Here is an 18,328-nt window from a genome sequence, read left to right on the forward strand (position 1 = left end):
GTGGCGCACCGCATCTACATCTGCTCTGCCGAGGGCAACACCGGCAAGTCCACGGTCGCGCTCGGCGCGCTCGACACGCTCACGAGGCGCACGAGCCGGGTCGGCGTGTTCCGCCCCATCGCGAGGTCGACCGACGAGCGCGACTACGTGCTCGACCTGCTCCTCGCGCACGAGGCCGTCGTGCCGCTCGCCTACGAAGAGGCGATCGGGGTCGACTACGACGCCGTGCACGCGAACCCCGACGAGGCGCTCGCCGAGATCGTGCGGCGCTTCAAGGCGGTCGAAGAGCGCTGCGACGCCGTCGTCATCATCGGCTCCGACTTCACCGACGTCGGCAGCCCGACCGAGCTCGCCTACAACGCGCGCATCGCCGCGAACCTCGGCGCCCCCGTGCTGCTCGTGCTCGGCGGTCGCGTCGGCGGCGGGCGCCCCCGCTCCGAGCACATCGGCCACGCCGAGGCGCGCACGCCAGACGAGGTGGCGCAGCTGGCCGACCTCGCCGTCGACGAGCTCGCGCGCGAGCATGCGAGCCTGCTCGGCGTCGTCGTCAACCGCGCCGACGCCGACCGGCTCGACGAGATCGTCGACGCCGTTCGGCCCGTCATGCGACGTGTGCCGGCACATGAGGCCGTCGGCCACGACGACCGCGGCGCGGCATCCGTCGGCGTGTGGGCCATCCCAGAAGACCAGGTGCTCGTCGCACCGTCGATGCGCTCGATCATGCAGGCCGTCGACGGCGAGCTCTACGCGGGCGACCCCGACCTGCTCGACCGCGAGGCGCTCGGCGTCGTCATCGCGGCGATGTCCATGGAGAACGTGCTGACCCGCCTCATCGAGGGCTCGGTCGTGCTCGTGCCGGCCGACCGCAGCGAGGTGCTCATCGGCGTGCTCACCGCGCACGCGTCGGCCACGTTCCCGTCGATCTCGGGCATCGTGCTCGTGGGCGGCTTCCCGCTCACCGAGCAGGTCGAGCGGCTCGTCGAGGGCCTCCGCGCGGGCCTGCCGATCATCCGCACCGACCTCGGCAGCTACGACACCGCGGTCGCCGTCACGCAGACCCGCGGGCGGCTCGCGGCCGAGTCCCAGCGCAAGCGCGACACGGCCCTCTCGCTCTTCGAGAAGCACGTCGACGGCCAGGCGCTGCTCGACCTGCTCGACGTCGCCACGCCAGAGGTCGTCACGCCGCTCATGTTCGAGTACGGCCTGCTCGAGCGCGCCCGCAGCGCGCGAAAGCACATCGTACTGCCAGAGGGCTACGACGACCGGGTGCTCCGCGCCGCGGCCACGCTGCTCGCGCGCGACGTCGCCGACCTCACGATCCTCGGCGAAGAGATCGAGGTGCGCTCGCGCGCGATCGGCCTCGGCCTCGACATCTCGCGGGCGACCGTGCTCTCCAACCACGACTACGTCTACGTCACGCGCTTCGCCGAGGAGTACCAGCGCCGCCGCGCGCACAAGGGCGTCACCCTCGAGCAGGCGCGCGACACCGTGCAGGACGTCTCGTACTTCGGCACGATGATGGTCGAGCTCGGCCTCGCCGACGGCATGGTCTCGGGCGCGATGCACACGACCGCGCACACCATCCGCCCGTCCTTCGAGATCGTGAAGACCAAGCCCGGCGTCGACGTCGTCTCGAGCGTGTTCCTCATGGCGCTCGCCGATCGCGTGCTCGTCTACGGCGACTGCGCCGTCGTTCCCGACCCCACGGCCGAGCAGCTCGCCGACATCGCCATCTCGTCGGCGCTCACCGCGGCGCAGTTCGGCATCGAGCCGCGCGTGGCGATGCTCTCGTACTCCACTGGCGAGTCGGGCACGGGCGCCGACGTCGACAAGGTGCGCCGGGCCACGGCCCTCGTGCGCGAGCGGGCGCCGGAGCTCGCGGTCGAGGGGCCCATCCAGTACGACGCGGCCGCCGACGCCGCGGTCGCGCGCACCAAGCTGCCCGAGTCCGATGTGGCGGGGCGGGCGACCGTCTTCATCTTCCCCGACCTCAACACGGGCAACAACACCTACAAGGCGGTGCAGCGCTCCGCCGGCGCCGTGGCCATCGGCCCCGTGCTGCAGGGGCTCAACAAGCCCGTCAACGACCTCTCGAGGGGCGCGCTCGTCCAAGACATCGTGAACACCGTGGCCATCACGGCGATCCAGGCGGCGGATGCCTCGTGAGCGTCGTCCTCGTCGTCAACTCGGGTTCCTCGTCGCTGAAGTATCAGCTCATCGAGGTCGAGCGCTCCGAGACCCTCGCGAGCGGACTCATCGAGCGCATCGGGCGGGGTGAGGGGCACGCGCGGCACCGCGACGAGGGGGCCGACTCCTCCTGGGATGTGGACGTCGACGTGCCCGACCACGAGGCCGCCTTCGCGGTCATGCTCGAGGCGTTCGCCGCGCACGGACCGTCGCTCGAGGCGCATGCCCCGGTCGCGGTCGGGCATCGCGTGGTGCAGGGCGGCGCGCGCTTCTTCGAGCCGACCGTCATCACCGACCTCGTGAAGATCAACATCGACGAGCTCTCGGTGCTCGCGCCGCTGCACAACCCGGCGAACCTCGCGGGCATCCGTGCGGCCGAGCGGGCGTTCCCCGGCGTGCCGCACATCGCCGTGTTCGACACCGCGTTCCACCAGACCATGCCGCCCGCGGCCTACACCTACGCGATCGACCGCGGGCTCGCCGAGAAGCACCGGGTGCGCCGCTACGGGTTCCACGGCACGTCGCACCGGTTCGTCTCGCGTGCGGCGGCCGAGTTCCTCGGGCAGCCGGTCGAGAACCTGCGCCTCATCGTGCTGCACCTCGGCAACGGGGCCTCCGCCTGCGCGGTGGCCGAGGGGCGTTCGGTAGACACCAGCATGGGCATGACCCCGCTCGAGGGGCTCGTCATGGGCACGCGCTCCGGCGACATCGACCCCGCCGTGCTGCTGCACCTCCAGCGCCGTGCCGGGCTCGACGCCGAGGCCACCGACCGCCTGCTCAACTCGCAGAGCGGCATCCTCGGCCTCAGCGGGCACGCCGACATGCGCGACCTCGAGGCGGCCCGCGCGGCCGGCGACGAGGCATCCGTCATCGCCTTCGACGTGTACGCGCACCGCATCCGCTCGTACGTCGGCGCCTACGCCGCCCAGCTCGGCCGCGTCGACGCGATCGTGTTCACCGCGGGCGTCGGCGAGAACTCCGCGACCGTGCGCACCGCCGCGCTCGAGGGGCTCGAATGGTTCGGCGTCGAGCTCGACGACGAACGAAACGCGTCGCGCGAGCAGGGTGCGCGGCGCATCTCGACCGATGCCTCGCGCACGGCCGTGCTCGTCGTGCCCACGAACGAGGAGCTCGAGATCGCCCGCCAGACCCTCGAGGTCGTCGGGGCGTAGCGCGGCGCGGGGCTCGGCGCCCCGCTCCGGCGCGCCCGATCCGGCGGCCGTCCTCGCACGCCCGATCGGGCGCCAGAGTGCGCATCCGGTGTCACCGATCCGGCACTCGGGCGCCGATCGGGGATCGCTCGGGGTCGATCGACGCGACCCCCCGTTCGGGGGGGACCTTCACGCACCTCGAACGGCGTCGATGTGAATCGCGATGTGAACGCTCCGGCGTGCGGGCGATCGCCCTCGGGCAGGGCGGTCACCCCTCACTACCGTCCTGAAGTACATGGACACCGCTGTCCGTCAGGACGGTCAGACGCGATTTCGGGGGAAACACAGCATGCGAAGACGATCATTGGCACTGAGGGGGGTCGCGGCCACCGGCGCAGCGGCGCTCTTCGCGTTCGGGTCGGTGACGACCGCGAACGCCGCGACCGGAGATCCATCCGAAGCACTGGGGCAATTCGTCGGTGCCGACCTGCTCGACTTCGACGCCGCGGACCTCGCGTTCGCGTACGCGTCGGACCCGGGCGGTCCGCCGCTCGACACCGACCCGTTCAACGCGTCCGTGCTCGACGCGCTCGGGCTCGAACTCGACCTCATCGGCGACGGGCTCCTGCAGGTGCCGCTGGTCACCGATGGCACCGGCCCGGGCCTGCTCGACCTCGGCGAGGTCGGAGCGGTGAGCAGTTATGCCTCATCGCCGTCAGAGAACGAGGCAGTGGCCGCGACCGGCCTCATCGCCGACGACGGCACGATCGCCGTCAGCGAAGACGCGGACCCGGCAGACCACGGCAACGCCACCGTCAACCTCACCGACCTGCTCGACCAGCTCGGCGTCGCCGCGGTGACCGACCAGCTCGTCGACGAGGTCTCCCTCGAGGTCGGCGCACTCGCGACCCGTGCGGTCGACGAGGCGTTCAGCGATCCGACCTCCGACTACCGGGTGACCGACCTGAAGTTGCAGGTCTCGAGCCCCGCAGTCGGCGAACTCGCCGAATCGTTGCGCGGGGTGCTCACCGCGGCGACCGGCGATCTCACCTCCGACCTCAATGCGCTCGTCGGACCCGGCGGTGCGATCCAGTCGGTCGTCGACGCGATCAGCGACGTGAACCTGCTGGGCGTGGCATCCGTCAGCCTCGGCAACGCGACCGTGGCGGTCACGCCACCCGATCTCGAAGGGGTGGTCGACGATCTGCTCGGCGGGCCCGGCGCGATCCTGGTGAGCGACGACGGTGCGGTCACGATCGACCTCGTCGCCGGCACCATCTCGGTCGACCTCGCGGCGCTCGTGAACCCGGGAGGGCCGAACCTGAACGGGCTCGCCCCGAACACCTCCGTGCTGACCACCGAGACCATCTCGGCGATCACCGCGGGCGTGACGAACGCGCTCGGAAAGGTCGTGGGCAACCTCACGGCCGGCATCGACACCGCGCTCCAGTCGACCGGACTCACGGTCGACATCGAGCTCAGCGCCGTCGCCCTCCCGGCGCTCGGCGGGATCCCGCTGATCAACGCGCCGATCGTCATCGACGGCACGCTCGCCGAGTTCGCCGCAGGCACGGCCGAGGTCGACACCTCGGGTCTCACCCTGCTGCCCGGCGCGCCGAGCTGCCTCGGGGCGATCGTGCTCGGAGCCTGCGTCGGCGTCGACATCAACGTCCTGCTGGGCTCGGTGCTCGACCTCGTCGTCGACACGGTCGCGCCGACGATCCTCGCCGGCGTGCTCGGTCCGGTGTCGGATGTGCTGACGGCGAGCGGGCCGGCCATCACGGCATCGCTCGACGTGGTCATCGGCGAGGTGCTCGGCCTGCTCGAGCCCGCGCTCGACGGACTGCTCGCGAACATCGTGACGATCGTCATCAACGAGCAGCCCACCGCGGCGCCGATCAACGCCTCCGGCGGTGATCTCGGGCCCGGATCGTTCACGGTGCGCGCTCTCGCGGTCACGCTCCTGCCGAACGTCGCGAACTCGAACGTCGTGAAGCTCGATCTCGCCTCGTCGTCGGTGATCGCGGCTGAGGCCGTGGCCACGGTCGACATCGTCGAGGACTCGGTCGAGCCCGGTGACGACATCACCATCGAGGGCGACGGCTGGAACCCCGACGGCGGCGACGTGACGCTCGTGTTCACCGACGCCGGCGGAACGGAGATCGGCACGGCGACCACGACGGTCGGCGACGACGGCACCATCTCGACGACCTGGACGGTTCCCGAGGGAACCGACCCGGGCACCGTCACCGTCACCGCCACGCAGGGCCCCGCCACCGCGACCGACACGGTCGAGGTGCTCGATGTCGCCGTCGATGCCGACACGGATGTCGCGGTCGATGTCGACACGGATGCCGACGCCGACACCGATGCCGCGGATGCCGCGGCTGACGTCGATGCGGATGCCGATGTGGACGCGGACGCCGATGTGGACGCGGACGCCGATGTGGACGCCGACGCCGATACGGATGTCGCTGCTGACGTGGATGTGGACGTGGACGTGGACACGGATGCCGCTGCAGACGTTGACGCAGATGTGGACGCGGATGCGGACACGGATGCCGCAGCTGACGTGGATGTGGACGTGGACGTGGACACGGATGCCGCTGCAGATGTGGACGCGGATGCGGACACGGACGCCGCAGCTGACGTGGACGCGGATGCCGATGTGGACGCGGACGCTGATGCTGACACGGACGCGGCTGCCGACGTGGACGCGGATGCTGACACCGATGCCGCAGCTGATGTGGATGTGGATGCGGATGCGGACACGGATGCCGCAGCTGATGTGGATGCGGATGCTGACACGGATGCCGCAGCTGACGTGGATGCTGACACGGATGCCGCAGCTGACGTGGATGTGGACGCGGATGCGGACACGGATGCCGCTGCAGATGTGGATGCGGATGCGGACGCGGATGCCGCTGCAGATGTGGATGCGGATGCTGACACGGATGCCGCTGCAGATGTGGACGCCGATGCTGACACCGACGCCGCAGCCGACGTGGACGCTGATGCTGACACGGATGCCGCTGCAGATGTGGACGCTGATGCGGACACGGATGCCGCAGCTGACGTGGATGTGGACGCTGATGCTGACACGGATGCCGCTGCAGATGTGGATGCGGATGCTGACACGGATGCCGCTGCTGATGTGGACGCTGATGCTGACACGGATGCCGCTGCAGATGTGGACGCCGATGCTGACACCGACGCGGCTGCAGATGTCGATGCCGATGCTGACACGGATGCCGCTGCTGATGTGGACGCTGATGCTGACACGGATGCCGCTGCAGATGTGGACGTTGACGCCGACACCGACGCGGCTGCAGATGTCGACGCCGATGCTGACACCGACGCCGCTGCTGACGTGGACGCTGATGCTGACACGGATGCCGCTGCAGATGTGGACGTTGACGCCGACACCGACGCGGCTGCAGATGTCGATGCCGATGCCGATGCCGACACGGATGCCGCAGCTGACGTGGATGCGGACGCAGACACCGACGCCGCAGCCGACGTCGACGCGGATGCTGACGCAGACGCCGATCTGGGTACCGTCGATGCCGACGCCGCAGCTGACGCCGACGCCGACGCCGACGCCGCGGCTGACGCCGACACGGACGCCGACGCCGCGGCTGACGCCGACACGGACGCCGACGTCGCGGCTGACGCCGACGCCGCGGCCGACACGGACGCCGACGCAGCGGCCGATGCCGATGCCGACGCCGACACCGACGCCGGTGAGCCCGTGGACGAAGCGCAGGCGACGGTCAAGTACCGTTCGATCGTGCGGGCGACCGGGGTCGTGCAGGAGGTCTACGGCACCGGGTTCCAGCCCGGTGAGACCGTGACCGGCACGGTTCACTCGACGCCGTTCAACCTCGCTCCGGCGGTGGCCGACGACTCGGGCAACGTCACGTGGACGTTCCCGATCGACGCGGCCTTCGAGCTCGGCGACCACCGGGTCGACCTGGTCGGCTCGGAATCGGGTGAGCTGCCCACCGAGCGGGAGGACACCGCGTTCACCGTGACGACGCCGGCCACGGCACCGTCACCGGCACCGGTCACGTCGTCCTCGGGCGGCGGAAGCACGCTTCCGTCGACCGGCTTCGACCAGCTCTGGCTGGCCCCGGCCGGCGCGGTGCTGCTGATGCTCGGAGCGACGTTCCTCATCGCACGAAGGAGGCGGATCGAGAACTGATCCACTGCGGGTGCGGCCGCGTCGCGCTTGACGCGGCCGCACCCCTTCTCACCATCGCCCGCACCAGCGAAGAATGAGGATCCTCTTGCGCAGTATCCGGATCAAGAAGGTCGCGACGATCGTCGCGTTCGTCGTCGTGGGAGCGTACGTCGCACTCACGCTCCTGTTCGTCTCCCCACCGAATCCGGTGAAGACGGCACTGTCGGGGGTGACGAAGGCGGCGAGTCCGTACTTCTCCCAGAAGTGGAACGTCTTCGCGCCGAACATCATGCGCTCCAACCCCGAGTTGCGCGTCCAAGCGCAGTGGCGGGCCGACGACGGCAGTCTCGTGAAGAGCGACTGGGTCAGCATCACCGAGGTCGAGTTCGGCGCGGTTCCCGGCAACCCGCTGCCGTCGCGCATCCAGAAGCAGTCGTGGAACACCCTGAGCTCCTACCTCAGCCGGTTCCGCAAGCTCGACGACGACCAGCGCGCGGTCGTGCAGGACACGTTCATCGAACGTCACGACGGCGGGTACCGTGCGAAGCCGTCCGACGAGCTGATCGACCAGCTCACCGAACTCGGTTCGAGCCGTGGCACCGTGGTCGACCTGCTGCGATACGACTACATGGTCAAGGAGTACGCGACGTTGTTCGCGACGGCGTACTTCGACCACGACATCGAGCGCATCCGGTGGGAGATCACCCGGGAGCGGCCGAACGACTACGAAGAACGGTTCTCGACGCAGCAGCAGCACGAGCCCACGCAGGTGCGATTCGGATGGCGGCAGGCCGACGACCGGGTGCCGCCGGCGACGATCGCCGTCTTCGAGGATGTCATCGCACGATACGGGGGCCGGGCATGAACGCGACCGAACTGAAGCCGGGTCGGCTGTTCGACCGGGCGACCGAGTGGATGACCGGCACCGAGCGTGCGACGTACAGCATGTCGGCGCTGCGGATCCTCTACGGCGCCGCGATGCTCTGGTTCCTCCTCGTGAGCGCCGCCGACCGGCACTACCTCTGGGGCCTCGCCTCGACCTGGGTCGATCCGGCGGTCGACCGCCGCGGGTATCCCGAGCTGTTCCGCATCGTCTTCCCGAAGGACGACCCGTTCGTCTTCGACCTGAACTACGGCATCCTCATCGCCCTGGCGCTGCTGTTCACCGCCGGATTCGCGACGCGCATCGTGACGCCCGTCCTGCTCGTCTTCTGGGTGGGCCTCTCGACGAACAGCGTGTTCCTGACGAACGGCGGCGACCTCGTGATGCGGATCACCCTGACGTTCTGCGTGTTCGCGGAGCTGTCCAGGCACTGGTCGGTCGACGCATGGATCCGAAGGCGCCGTGGCGTGGCATCCGTCTATCCACGGGTGATCACGAGCCGCATCCCCGCGTGGCTGAGTCCGGTGCTGCACAACACGGTCGTGGTGCTCTGCGCCTACCAGATCATGCTCATCTACGTGAACTCGGGCGTCTTCAAGCTGATGGGCGCCGAGTGGGTCGAGGGCAGCGCCCTGTACTACGCGCTCAACCTCGACGTGTTCCGGGTCTTCCCGGGGCTCAGCGACCTGGCCTGGCAGGTGTCGCCGTTCGTCGTCGTCGGCTCCTGGCTCTCGATCTGGGTGCAGCTGCTGTTCCCCGTGATGCTGCTCTGGCGACCGACGCGGTATGCGGCACTCGCGTTCATCATGGCGATGCACTTCGGCATCGGACTGTTCCTCGGGCTGTGGCCGTTCTCTATGGCGATGATCGCGCTCGATCTCGTCTTCGTGCGGGATGCCTCGTGGGAGCGTGCGTTCGCCTGGGCGCGCCGGGTGTGGGCGGCCCTGCGCTCCGCTGCATCACCCCGAGCGGATGTCGCGACCGAGGGGACTGCGGCGGCTCCCGCGGGTGCCGTCGCGGGCGCATCCGCTGCCGCCGGCGCGGCCACGGCCGCAGAAGCCTGAGCAGCGCATGCCGTCGGTCGCGGTGGTCGGCAGCGGGCCGAACGGGCTCGCCGCGGCCGTCACGCTCGCGGTCGCCGGCATCGACGTGGTCGTCTACGAGGCCGAGCAGACGATCGGCGGCGGGGCGCGCACGATCGAGGCGCTCGAGTCGGGCGCACGGCACGACTGGGGGTCGGCCGTGCACCCGATGGCGATCGCGTCGCCGTTCTTCCGCGCGTTCGGCCTGGCCAGGCGGGTCTCGTTCTCGACGCCCGAGCTCTCGTACGCGCAGGCGATGCCCGGCGGTGCGGCGCTCGCGTGGCGGTCGCTCGAGCGCACCGCCGAGGGGCTCGGCGCCGACGGCGCACGATGGGGCCGGATGCTCCGTCCGCTCGTCGAGGCGCGCGACGAGCTGCTCGACACCGTGCTGCGGCCGGTGCTGCCGCCGCGGCATCCGCTCGTCATGGCCCGGCTCGGCGTCACGGCGCTCCGGCACGGCACGATGCTCGCGCGCTCGGCGTTCACCGGCCAGGCGGCATCCGCGCTGCTCGCCGGCGTCGCGGCGCATGCGAGCGGGCCGCAGCCGTCGATCCCCTCGGCGGCGACCGGCCTCGTGCTCGCGGCGCTCGCGCACGGCGACGGCTGGCCGATTCCGATCGGCGGTTCGCAGGCCATCGTCGACGCGCTCGTCGCGGAGCTGCTCGCGCACGGCGGACGCATCGAGACCGGTCGGCGCGTGGCATCCGTCGCCGAGCTCGGCGACGTCGACGCCGTCGTGCTCGACGTGCCGCTCGCGGCGCTTCCCGATCTCGTGGCCGAGGCGCTGCTGCCCGATCGCGCGCTCCGGGCGCTCGACCGGTACGTCGCCGACCACGGGCGCCCGGGCAACGGCCTCTGCAAGGTCGACTACGTGTTGAGCGAGCCGGTTCCGTGGGCGGATGCGCGGCTGGCCGACGCCGGCACCGTGCACCTGGGCGGCACGGCCGCCGACGTGCGCGTGGCCGAGGCCACCGTGTCCGCGGGCGGGGTGGCGAGGCATCCGTACGTGCTGGTCTCGCAGCCGAGCCGATTCGACCCGACGCGCGCGCCCGCCGGACGCCACGTGCTCTGGGCGTATGCGCATGTGCCCCACGGGTCCACGGTCGACGCCGAGCCGATGGTCACCGCGCACCTCGAGCGGTACGCTCCCGGATTCCGCGACACGATCCTCGCCGGGCGGGCGACGCCGGCCGCCGCGTTGGAGGCGGCCGATGCGACGCTCGTCGGCGGCGACATCGGCGGTGGGATGCCGTCGATCAGGGGGCTGCTCGCGCGCCCGGTCGTGGGGCGGCATCCGTGGCGCACTCCAGCGCCGGGCGTCTACCTCTGCTCGGCCGCGACCGTGCCGGGGCCCGGCGTGCACGGGATGGCGGGGCACCAGGCGGCCCGCACTCTGCTGCGCGACCGGTTCGGCGTGGAGTTCGACGAGGCGCTGCTCGCTCCGCGCACGCGCGTGGCCTGAGGGCCGGGGCTCGGGCCCAGCCGGGCGCGCTCCTGCGAGGCGTTCCGGGGTGGAGGCACCTCGGCGAGCATCCTCCAGCGCGGAAACCGTCGCGGAAACGACTGCCTCTGATCTGCAAGAGATGTTGTGCAAGAAGCCTTGCAGAAGTACGCTGGGCCCATGACCGAATCAGCGGACCCCCGACCCGAACGCCGAGGCGAGCGCGACGAGACGCGCATCGACCTCCACGATGCGGGCTCGATGCGGGCGCTCGCGCATCCGCTGCGGCTGCGCATCCTGGGCGTGCTGCGCACCGGCGGTCCGCACTCGGTCGGCATGCTCGTGCAGGCGACGGGCGCGGCATCCGGCTCCGTGAGCTACCACGTGAGCACGCTCGCCAAGCACGGCTTCGTGGTGCCCGCCCCCGAGCGCGAGCGAGACGGCCGCGAGCGCTGGTGGAAGTCCGCGCACGAGATGACCGTGATGCACGCCGAGGACTACCTGGGCGACCCCGAGCGGCGCGAGGCGGCCGAGGCGATGCGGCGCACCGTGCTCGAGTCTTACCACCGCGAGCTGCTCGACGCGCTCGACGCCGAGCTCTCGCTCGAGCCCGAATGGGTCGCCGCATCCGACTCGAGCGACGCGGGCGGCCACCTCACGATCGACGAGATGCGCGAGCTCTCGGCCGAGCTCGCCGCCGTCCACGACAAGTGGTGGGCCCTCGGTCGCGGGCGCGAGCCCGGGCCCGACACACGCCTGGTGCGCTGGATCACGCATGTGTTCCCGAGGCCCGAGCGATGAGCACGCGACCGGCGGCCGGCTCGCAGGCGACGGCGGTGACGGATGCCTCGAGCGTGACGGATGCCTCGAGCGTGACGGATGCCTCGAGGGTGACGGATGCCGCGACCCCGACTTCCGTCGCCGCGCCGCCGTCGCCCGGTGCCGCGGACGCCCTGACCCGTCCGTCGACGGAACAGGACACGCCGACCGGGACGCCGACGGCGCAGGGCGCCCCGCGCCGGCGCCTGCCGATCCTCGCGCTGTTCACGGCGCAGTTCTTCTCGCTCTCGGGCAACGCGATCGCGCTCATCGCGATCCCGATCATCGCGCTGCAGCAGACCGGGTCGCCGCTCGCCGCGGGTGTCGCGGGCGTGTTCGCGACCGTGCCGCTCGTGCTCGGCGGGGCCTTCGGCGGCGTGCTCGTCGACCGGTTCGGCTACCGCGTGTCGAGCATCGTCGCCGACCTCGCGAGCGGGCTCACGGTCGTCGCGATCCCGGTGCTCGCGGCGACGGTCGGCCTGCACTTCGGCGTGCTGCTCGCGCTCGTGTTCCTCGGCGGGCTGCTCGACCCGCCCGGCGACACGGCGAAGACCGTGCTCGTGCCCGACCTCGCCGCGCTCGCGCGCATGCCGCTGGCGCGCGCGGCGGGCGTGCAGTCGACCGTGCAGCGCACCGCCACGATGATCGGCGCGGGCATCGCCGGAGCCGCGGTCGCCCTCGCCGGGCCGATGCCGGCGCTGCTGTTCGACGCGGCCGGCTTCCTCGTCTCCGCGCTGCTCGTGTTCGCCTTCGTGCCGCGGGCGGCCGCGCGGGCGGCACGCGAACACGAGCGCGAGCACGAGCACCAGTCCGAGCGCGAGACCGAGAACGGGCACGAGACCCTGCCCGGGGCCGCGTCGGGCGCCGGGCACGAGACATCCGCCGGGCACGAGACATCCGCCGGGCACGAGACATCCGCCGGGCACGAGACATCCGCCGGGGGATTCGTCGCCGGCATCCGCTTCCTGGTGCGCTCGCCGCTGCTGCTCGCCGTGGTGCTGCTCGTGACGCTGACGAACGCGATCGACGCGGCCGGCATGACCGTGCTGAAGCCCGTGTACGCGACCGAGGTGCTCGGCGAGCCGGCGCTGCTCGGCGGCATGATCGCGTGCTTCGCCGGGGGAGCGCTCACGGGATCCGCGGTGTTCGGCTGGATCGGGCACCGTTGGTCGGGCCGCGCGATGTTCGCGGTCTGCTTCATGCTCGCGGGCGGTCCGCCGTACCTCACGATGGCACTCGGTGCGCCGCTGCCCGTGCTGCTCGTGGTGCTCGTCGGCTCGGGGCTGGCCGCCGGCATGCTGAACCCGATGATCGCCACCGCCATGTACCAGGAGGTGCCCGACGGCATGCGCGCGCGCGTCTTCGGGGCGATGACCGCCGGCGTGGCGGCGTCGATGCCGCTCGGCGCACTGCTCGGCGGGCTCGCGGTCGAGCACCTGGGCCTCACTCCCACCCTCGTCGCGGCCGGATGCCTCTACCTGGTGCTCGGCTCGACGCCGCTGTTCGTGCGGGCGTTCGGCGGGCTCTCGAAGGCGTCGGGGCGGCCGACGGTGCCGGCTGCGGACTGAGGCCGGGTCGTGGCATCCGCCCTTCGAGACCCGCGGATGTCGCGGCGTCGCCGTTCAGGACCGCGGATGTCGCGGCATCCGCTGGCTTCGGATCGAGAGGCCGGACTCAGCGCACGTGGCGTGCGCAGTCGATGCAGAGCTCCGCGGTGGGGCGTGCGTCGAGGCGGGCGACCGTGATGCGGTTGCCGCAGTTCGAGCAGTTGCCGTAGCTGCCGTCGGCGATGCGGGCGAGCGCGTGGTCGATGTCGGCGAGTTCGGCGCGAACGTCGACGAGCACGGCGCTGCGCTGCGACCACTCCTGCGTCATGGTCGGGCCCTCGGGGTCGTGCTCGTCGTCGGCCGTGGCGTCCGTTCGCGCGATGCGCACCTCGGTCATCGCATCGTCGAACTCGGCGAGGCGCTGCTCGGCGTCGGCGCGCTCGGCACGCAGCCTGGCCTCGAACCTCGTGAGCTGTGCCGGTGTCATCGTCGTCGCCGTCATGCGTCCCCCTTCGGTCACCGCATGCTACGCCAGGGGCCGCCGGTTCCAGTGTCGGACGCGGCAACTAACATGGAGCCCGTGGTCACCGCCCTGTATCGCCGTTACCGGCCCGAGACGTTCGCCGAGATGATCGGACAGTCGCAGGTGACCGATCCGCTCATGACGGCGCTGCGCACCGATCGCGTCAACCATGCCTACCTGTTCAGCGGCCCGCGCGGCTGCGGCAAGACGACGTCGGCGCGCATCCTCGCCCGCTGCCTGAACTGCGCCGAGGGCGCGACCGATGTCCCGTGCGGGGTGTGCGCGAGCTGCGTCGAGCTCGCCCGCGGCGGCGGCGGCTCGCTCGACGTGGTCGAGATCGACGCCGCGAGCCACAACGGCGTCGACGACGCGCGCGACCTGCGTGAGCGCGCGATCTTCGCCCCGGCTCGCGACCGCTACAAGATCTTCATCCTCGACGAGGCGCACATGGTCACCCCGCAGGGGTTCAACGCGCTGCTCAAGCTCGTCGAAGAGCCGCCCGAGCACGTCAAGTTCATCTTCGCGACGACCGAGCCCGACAAGGTGCTCGGCACCATCCGCTCGCGCACGCACCACTACCCGTTCCGGCTCGTGCCGCCGGGGCCCATGCTCGAGTACGTGCAGCAGCTCTGCACCGAGGAGGGCGTCGAGGTGGCGCCCGGCGTGCTGCCGCTCGTGGTGCGCGCCGGCGGCGGTTCGCCGCGTGACACGCTCTCGCTGCTCGACCAGCTCATCGCGGGCTCAGAGGGCACGAGCATCGACTACGAGCGCGCGGTCGCGCTGCTCGGCTACACCCACGGCGCCCTGCTCGACGAGGTCGTCGACGCCGTCGGGCGCGGCGACGCCGCCGGCGCGTTCGCGGCCGCCGACCGGGTGGTGCAGACGGGGCAAGACCCCCGCCGTTTCGTCGAAGACCTGCTCGAGCGGCTGCGCGACCTCATCGTCGTCGCGGCCTCCTCGCCCGAGGCGGCCGCCGCCGTGCTGCGCGGCGTTCCCGCCGACGAGCTCGCCCGCATGGCCACGCAGGCCGCCGCCTTCGGCACGGCCGAGCTCTCCCGCGTGGCCGACCTCGTCAACCAGACCCTCACCGAGATGAGCGGCGCCACCTCGCCGCGCCTGCATCTCGAGCTCATGCTCGCGCGCGTGCTCGTGCCCGCGGCCGACGACACCCAGCGCGGGGCACTCGCCCGCGTCGAGCGGCTCGAGCGCCGCGTCGGCGTGATCGATGCCCCGGGTTCCGTTGGTGGCGGCGGCCCGCCCGCGACCGAGCGCGCGCCCGCTCGGGTGGCGCCGGCGCCGGCGGCCTCCGTGCCGACTGCCGCGCCCGCGCCCGCGCCGGTGTCCGCCTCGGCGACCCCGGCTGCGGCCGACCGGCCGAACTCCGAGCCCTCGCGCGTCGACGTCACCGAGGCGGCTCGGGTGCTCGCGTCCGAGGCCTCGGCTCCCGGCGGCGCCTCCTCCGCGTCTGCGGCGTCTGCGGCCTCCGCGTCTGCGGCCTCCTCCTCCTCCTCCTCCTCCTCCTCCTCGGCCCCCGCGTCGGCCGACGACGCTGCCCCCGCGACCCTCGCGGCTCCCGCTCCGGCGCGCCCCGTCGGCCCGGTCTCCCTGCAGCAGATGCGCGACGCCTGGCCCGAGGTGCTCGCCTCGCTGAAGCGCGTCAGGCGCACCGCCTGGATGGCCGCGCTCACCGCGCAGGTCATCGAGTACCGCTCCGACGACGACGTGCTCGTCCTCGGATTCCCGAGCCAGAACGACGTGAACGACCTCAAGGGCAGCGTCGGCGCCCAGAGCCCGGCCGAGCTCCTGCGCGCGGCCATCGCCGAGGTGCTGGGCGTGCAGGTCAAGTTCCTTCCACGGGTCATCGGCGGGCAGGGGGGCCAGGCGCAGCAGGCGCCGGCGTCCGAGCCTCCGGGGTCCTCGCCGCAGGCTCCTGCGCCGACCTCGGCGGCCGGCTCGTCGGCTCCTTCGTCGGCTCCTTCGTCGACTCCGCCGTCGGTCACCGGCACGCCGGCTGCCGAGCAGCCGTCGGTCGCAGGCTCGGCACCGTCCGGCTCGGCAGCGGGCTCTCCGCAGCCCGGGTCGGGTTCGGCATCCGCCGGCGCGACGCCCGCGCAGTCGGGTGCATCGCAGTCGGGTCGCGCCCCTTCGGGTTCGGCATCGGCCGCGTCGCAGTCGGGTCGTGCGGCTTCGGGTTCGGCGCCGTCGGCGCCGGCCGCCTCCGCCTCGACCGGCCCGGTCGACTCGTGGGCGACGGTCGCGATCCCGCGCGACGAGCCCGCGTCCGAGGCCTCCGCCGGGTCGGCGACGGCCGTGCTCACGGCGGTGCGCGAGGCCGAGGCGCCGGTCGCGGCGTCGACCGATCGGCCGCAGCAGGCCGACCCGGTGGCGCAGGCCATCGTCGATGCGCCTGCGGCCCGCTCGGTCGCCACCGTGCCCGATGATCTCGACGCCCCGCCGCTCGACGACGAGGCGCCGTTCGATCCCGACTTCGACCGGGTCGCCCCGGCCGACGAGCCCGGGTCCGCCCCGGCGCCCTCGGCCCCGTCGTCGGCTCCCGCTGTCGCAGGCGGCGCCGTGACGAGCGGCGCGCAGGCGTCTGCGGCCAAGACCGTCGCCGACCCGCAGCGCCGCACCAAGCCGGCGGCGAACTCCGTGCACGGCGGCATCCAGCGCTACGGCGAGGCCGTGGTGCGCGAGGTGCTCGGCGCCACGTTCCTCGAAGAGGTCGAGGCGCCCGCGCGTCCCGGCTTCGGTGAGCGGGGCTAGCGCATGTACGAGGGCATCGTCCAAGAACTCATCGACGAACTCGGCCGGCTCCCCGGCATCGGGCCGAAGTCGGCGCAGCGCATCGCGTTCCACATCGTGCAGACCGAGCAGTTCGACGTGAGCCGGCTCGCCGAGATCCTCTCCGAGGTGCGCACGAAGGTGCGCTTCTGCGAGATCTGCGGCAACGTCTCCGAGCAGCAGACGTGCGGCATCTGTCGCGACCCGCGCCGCGACCCGGCACTCATCTGCGTCGTCGAAGAGGCCAAAGACGTCGTCGCCATCGAGCGCACCCGCGAGTTCCGCGGGCTCTACCACGTGCTCGGCGGAGCGATCAGCCCGATCGACGGCATCGGCCCAGACGAGCTGCGCATCCGCCAGCTCATGCAGCGTCTCGCCGACGGCACCGTCACCGAGGTCATCATCGCGACCGACCCCAACCTCGAGGGCGAGGCCACGGCCACCTACCTCAGCCGGCTGCTCACGACCCTCGAGATCCGGGTCACCCGGCTCGCCTCGGGCCTCCCCGTCGGCGGCGACCTCGAGTACGCCGACGAGGTCACCCTCGGCCGTGCGTTCGAGGGGCGCCGCGTCGTCGGCTGATCGCGGCCGGCTGATCGCTGTCTGCTGATCGTCGTCGCGCTTCAGCGAGCCGCACCGCATGACGAGTGGCCGCGCAGGGTTGACGCGCGGGGGCGAGGCGAGTGGACTTGACGCATGGCCGTCAGTCGAGGTGCCGAGTGGGTCGCCGGGTACGTCTCGGCCTGGCAGAGCAACGACCCCGGCGAGATCGCGAACCTCTTCACCGAGCTCGCGATCTATCGCACGAGCCCCGACTCGCCACCGCGCGTGGGGCATGAGGCGATCGTCGACGGATGGATCGAAGACCTCGACGAGCCCGGCACGTGGGCGTTCGACTGGAGCATCCTGCACGAGCACGACGACCTCGTCATCGTGCAAGGGCGAACCGTCTACCCGGCGCGAAAGGACTACCTGAACCTCTGGATCATCCGGCTGGCCGACGACGGCCGCGCGACCGAGTTCACCGAGTGGTACATGCCGAGGGAGCACAAGGGCTGATCGCGGCCGAGCCGGCGGGGCGGCCGGAAGCCGTCAGCGCAGCACCTCGACGAGCACGACCCAGGCGAGCAGGATCGACGAGGCGATCGCGACGATCGCTCCGATCGCGAGCAGCCACAGCCCGGTGGTCACGCCGCCGAGGAGCAGCACGATCGCGCCGGCGAGGTACACGAGCGGGGGCAGCAGGGCGGCCCCGGACTTCGCCAGGCGTTCGCCGGTCGTCGCGTTGTGCACCTCGTCGGCGAAGACCGTGCGCACCGCGTGCACCGCGAACCCGGCCACGACCGCCGACGCGACGAGGAGTTCCAGCCCGTACGCCCAGGCAGGCTGGCCCGGGGCGAGCCCGAGCGCCGTCGCCGTGATCGCGAGCACGAGCGTCGCGATCGATGCGGCCGCACGCGCGGGGAGCGTGCCGGACTTCATGATCGTCTCGATGTTGACCGACATCGCGACGATGAGCAGACCCGCGAGGGCGGCGGTCGCCCCGAGCATCGCCACGTTGAACTCGGACCACTGATCCAGCGCCTCTGGCATGCCCGCACTCTAGCGCCGTCGGGCCGCCGATGGGCCTCGGATGCGCCGCCGTCACATTGCGTGCGCCGTATACGCGCCGCCGTATGATGGGGGTTCCGGCGTTCCGAGGTGCATTCCGGCGCCAATTCCTACCCC

General features: G+C 71.8%; 13 protein-coding genes. 11 read left to right on the top strand and 2 right to left on the bottom strand.

What is annotated here, in order from left to right; translation table 11 throughout:
• The 8 genes from pta (at nucleotide 1) to AC3IPY_RS05240 (ending at nucleotide 13,314) form a co-directional block, all read left to right on the top strand.
• Complete coding sequence (gene pta, locus AC3IPY_RS05205) at nucleotides 1-2,166, top strand: phosphate acetyltransferase (protein ID WP_489187151.1); 2,166 nt, start codon at nucleotides 1-3, stop codon at nucleotides 2,164-2,166.
• The gene (locus tag AC3IPY_RS05210; RefSeq protein WP_489187152.1) at nucleotides 2,163-3,359 is read left to right on the top strand and encodes an acetate/propionate family kinase; all 1,197 of its coding nucleotides are present in this window, start codon (nucleotides 2,163-2,165) and stop codon (nucleotides 3,357-3,359) included. The genes pta and AC3IPY_RS05210 overlap by 4 nt, the downstream gene beginning before the upstream one ends.
• A gap of 343 nt (nucleotides 3,360-3,702) precedes the next feature.
• Nucleotides 3,703-7,542: a choice-of-anchor G family protein gene (locus AC3IPY_RS05215; protein ID WP_489187153.1), complete on the top strand. Its 3,840-nt coding sequence runs from the start codon at nucleotides 3,703-3,705 to the stop codon at nucleotides 7,540-7,542.
• 85 nt (nucleotides 7,543-7,627) lie between these two features.
• Nucleotides 7,628-8,386 carry a DUF5819 family protein gene (locus tag AC3IPY_RS05220; protein WP_489187154.1) on the top strand — a complete coding sequence of 253 codons (759 nt, stop codon included), beginning with the start codon at nucleotides 7,628-7,630 and terminating at the stop codon, nucleotides 8,384-8,386.
• Nucleotides 8,383-9,468, top strand: a complete 1,086-nt coding sequence (locus AC3IPY_RS05225; protein ID WP_489187155.1) for an HTTM domain-containing protein — start codon at nucleotides 8,383-8,385, stop codon at nucleotides 9,466-9,468. Before AC3IPY_RS05220 ends, AC3IPY_RS05225 begins: the two co-directional genes overlap by 4 nt.
• 7 nt (nucleotides 9,469-9,475) lie before the next feature.
• Nucleotides 9,476-10,948, top strand: coding sequence for a phytoene desaturase family protein (locus AC3IPY_RS05230; RefSeq protein WP_489187157.1), 1,473 nt, complete (start codon nucleotides 9,476-9,478; stop codon nucleotides 10,946-10,948).
• A gap of 159 nt (nucleotides 10,949-11,107) precedes the next feature.
• Nucleotides 11,108-11,728 (top strand): helix-turn-helix domain-containing protein, encoded by a 621-nt coding sequence (locus tag AC3IPY_RS05235; RefSeq protein WP_489187158.1) that lies wholly within the window; start codon nucleotides 11,108-11,110, stop codon nucleotides 11,726-11,728.
• Nucleotides 11,725-13,314 carry an MFS transporter gene (locus AC3IPY_RS05240; protein WP_489187159.1) on the top strand — a complete coding sequence of 530 codons (1,590 nt, stop codon included), beginning with the start codon at nucleotides 11,725-11,727 and terminating at the stop codon, nucleotides 13,312-13,314. Before AC3IPY_RS05235 ends, AC3IPY_RS05240 begins: the two co-directional genes overlap by 4 nt.
• Before the next feature lie 106 nt (nucleotides 13,315-13,420).
• Here AC3IPY_RS05240 and AC3IPY_RS05245 read toward each other — a convergent pair whose 3' ends face one another.
• Nucleotides 13,421-13,795, bottom strand: coding sequence for a TraR/DksA family transcriptional regulator (locus AC3IPY_RS05245; protein WP_489187160.1), 375 nt, complete (start codon nucleotides 13,793-13,795; stop codon nucleotides 13,421-13,423).
• A 78-nt stretch (nucleotides 13,796-13,873) separates the two neighbouring features.
• On the opposite strand from AC3IPY_RS05245, the gene AC3IPY_RS05250 reads away from it, so the two are divergent.
• The 3 genes from AC3IPY_RS05250 to AC3IPY_RS05260 all read left to right on the top strand — a co-directional run bounded on the left by AC3IPY_RS05250 (nucleotide 13,874) and on the right by AC3IPY_RS05260 (nucleotide 17,659).
• Nucleotides 13,874-16,582 (top strand): DNA polymerase III subunit gamma and tau, encoded by a 2,709-nt coding sequence (locus AC3IPY_RS05250; protein WP_489187161.1) that lies wholly within the window; start codon nucleotides 13,874-13,876, stop codon nucleotides 16,580-16,582.
• Nucleotides 16,583-16,585: 3 nt separating this feature from the next.
• Complete coding sequence (recR, locus tag AC3IPY_RS05255; protein WP_434070118.1) at nucleotides 16,586-17,182, top strand: recombination mediator RecR; 597 nt, start codon at nucleotides 16,586-16,588, stop codon at nucleotides 17,180-17,182.
• Nucleotides 17,183-17,296: 114 nt separating this feature from the next.
• Nucleotides 17,297-17,659, top strand: a complete 363-nt coding sequence (locus AC3IPY_RS05260; protein ID WP_489187162.1) for a nuclear transport factor 2 family protein — start codon at nucleotides 17,297-17,299, stop codon at nucleotides 17,657-17,659.
• A gap of 33 nt (nucleotides 17,660-17,692) precedes the next feature.
• Here the strand turns inward: AC3IPY_RS05260 and AC3IPY_RS05265 are convergent, their stop codons facing one another.
• Nucleotides 17,693-18,193, bottom strand: coding sequence for a hypothetical protein (locus tag AC3IPY_RS05265; RefSeq protein ID WP_489187163.1), 501 nt, complete (start codon nucleotides 18,191-18,193; stop codon nucleotides 17,693-17,695).
• Nucleotides 18,194-18,328: the final 135 nt, after the last annotated feature.

Source organism: Agromyces sp. GL_144, assembly GCF_057834305.1.

Bases quoted from the DNA above. Each gene is read 5' to 3' on its own strand.
- AC3IPY_RS05265 (WP_489187163.1), bottom strand. From the start codon at position 18,193: ATGCCAGAGGCGCTGGATCAGTGGTCCGAGTTCAACGTGGCGATGCTC.
- AC3IPY_RS05230 (WP_489187157.1), top strand. From the start codon at position 9,476: ATGCCGTCGGTCGCGGTGGTCGGCAGCGGGCCGAACGGGCTCGCCGCG.
- AC3IPY_RS05240 (WP_489187159.1), top strand. From the start codon at position 11,725: ATGAGCACGCGACCGGCGGCCGGCTCGCAGGCGACGGCGGTGACGGAT.
- AC3IPY_RS05225 (WP_489187155.1), top strand. From the start codon at position 8,383: ATGAACGCGACCGAACTGAAGCCGGGTCGGCTGTTCGACCGGGCGACC.
- AC3IPY_RS05235 (WP_489187158.1), top strand. From the start codon at position 11,108: ATGACCGAATCAGCGGACCCCCGACCCGAACGCCGAGGCGAGCGCGAC.
- AC3IPY_RS05260 (WP_489187162.1), top strand. From the start codon at position 17,297: ATGGCCGTCAGTCGAGGTGCCGAGTGGGTCGCCGGGTACGTCTCGGCC.
- AC3IPY_RS05245 (WP_489187160.1), bottom strand. From the start codon at position 13,795: ATGACGGCGACGACGATGACACCGGCACAGCTCACGAGGTTCGAGGCC.
- recR (WP_434070118.1), top strand. From the start codon at position 16,586: ATGTACGAGGGCATCGTCCAAGAACTCATCGACGAACTCGGCCGGCTC.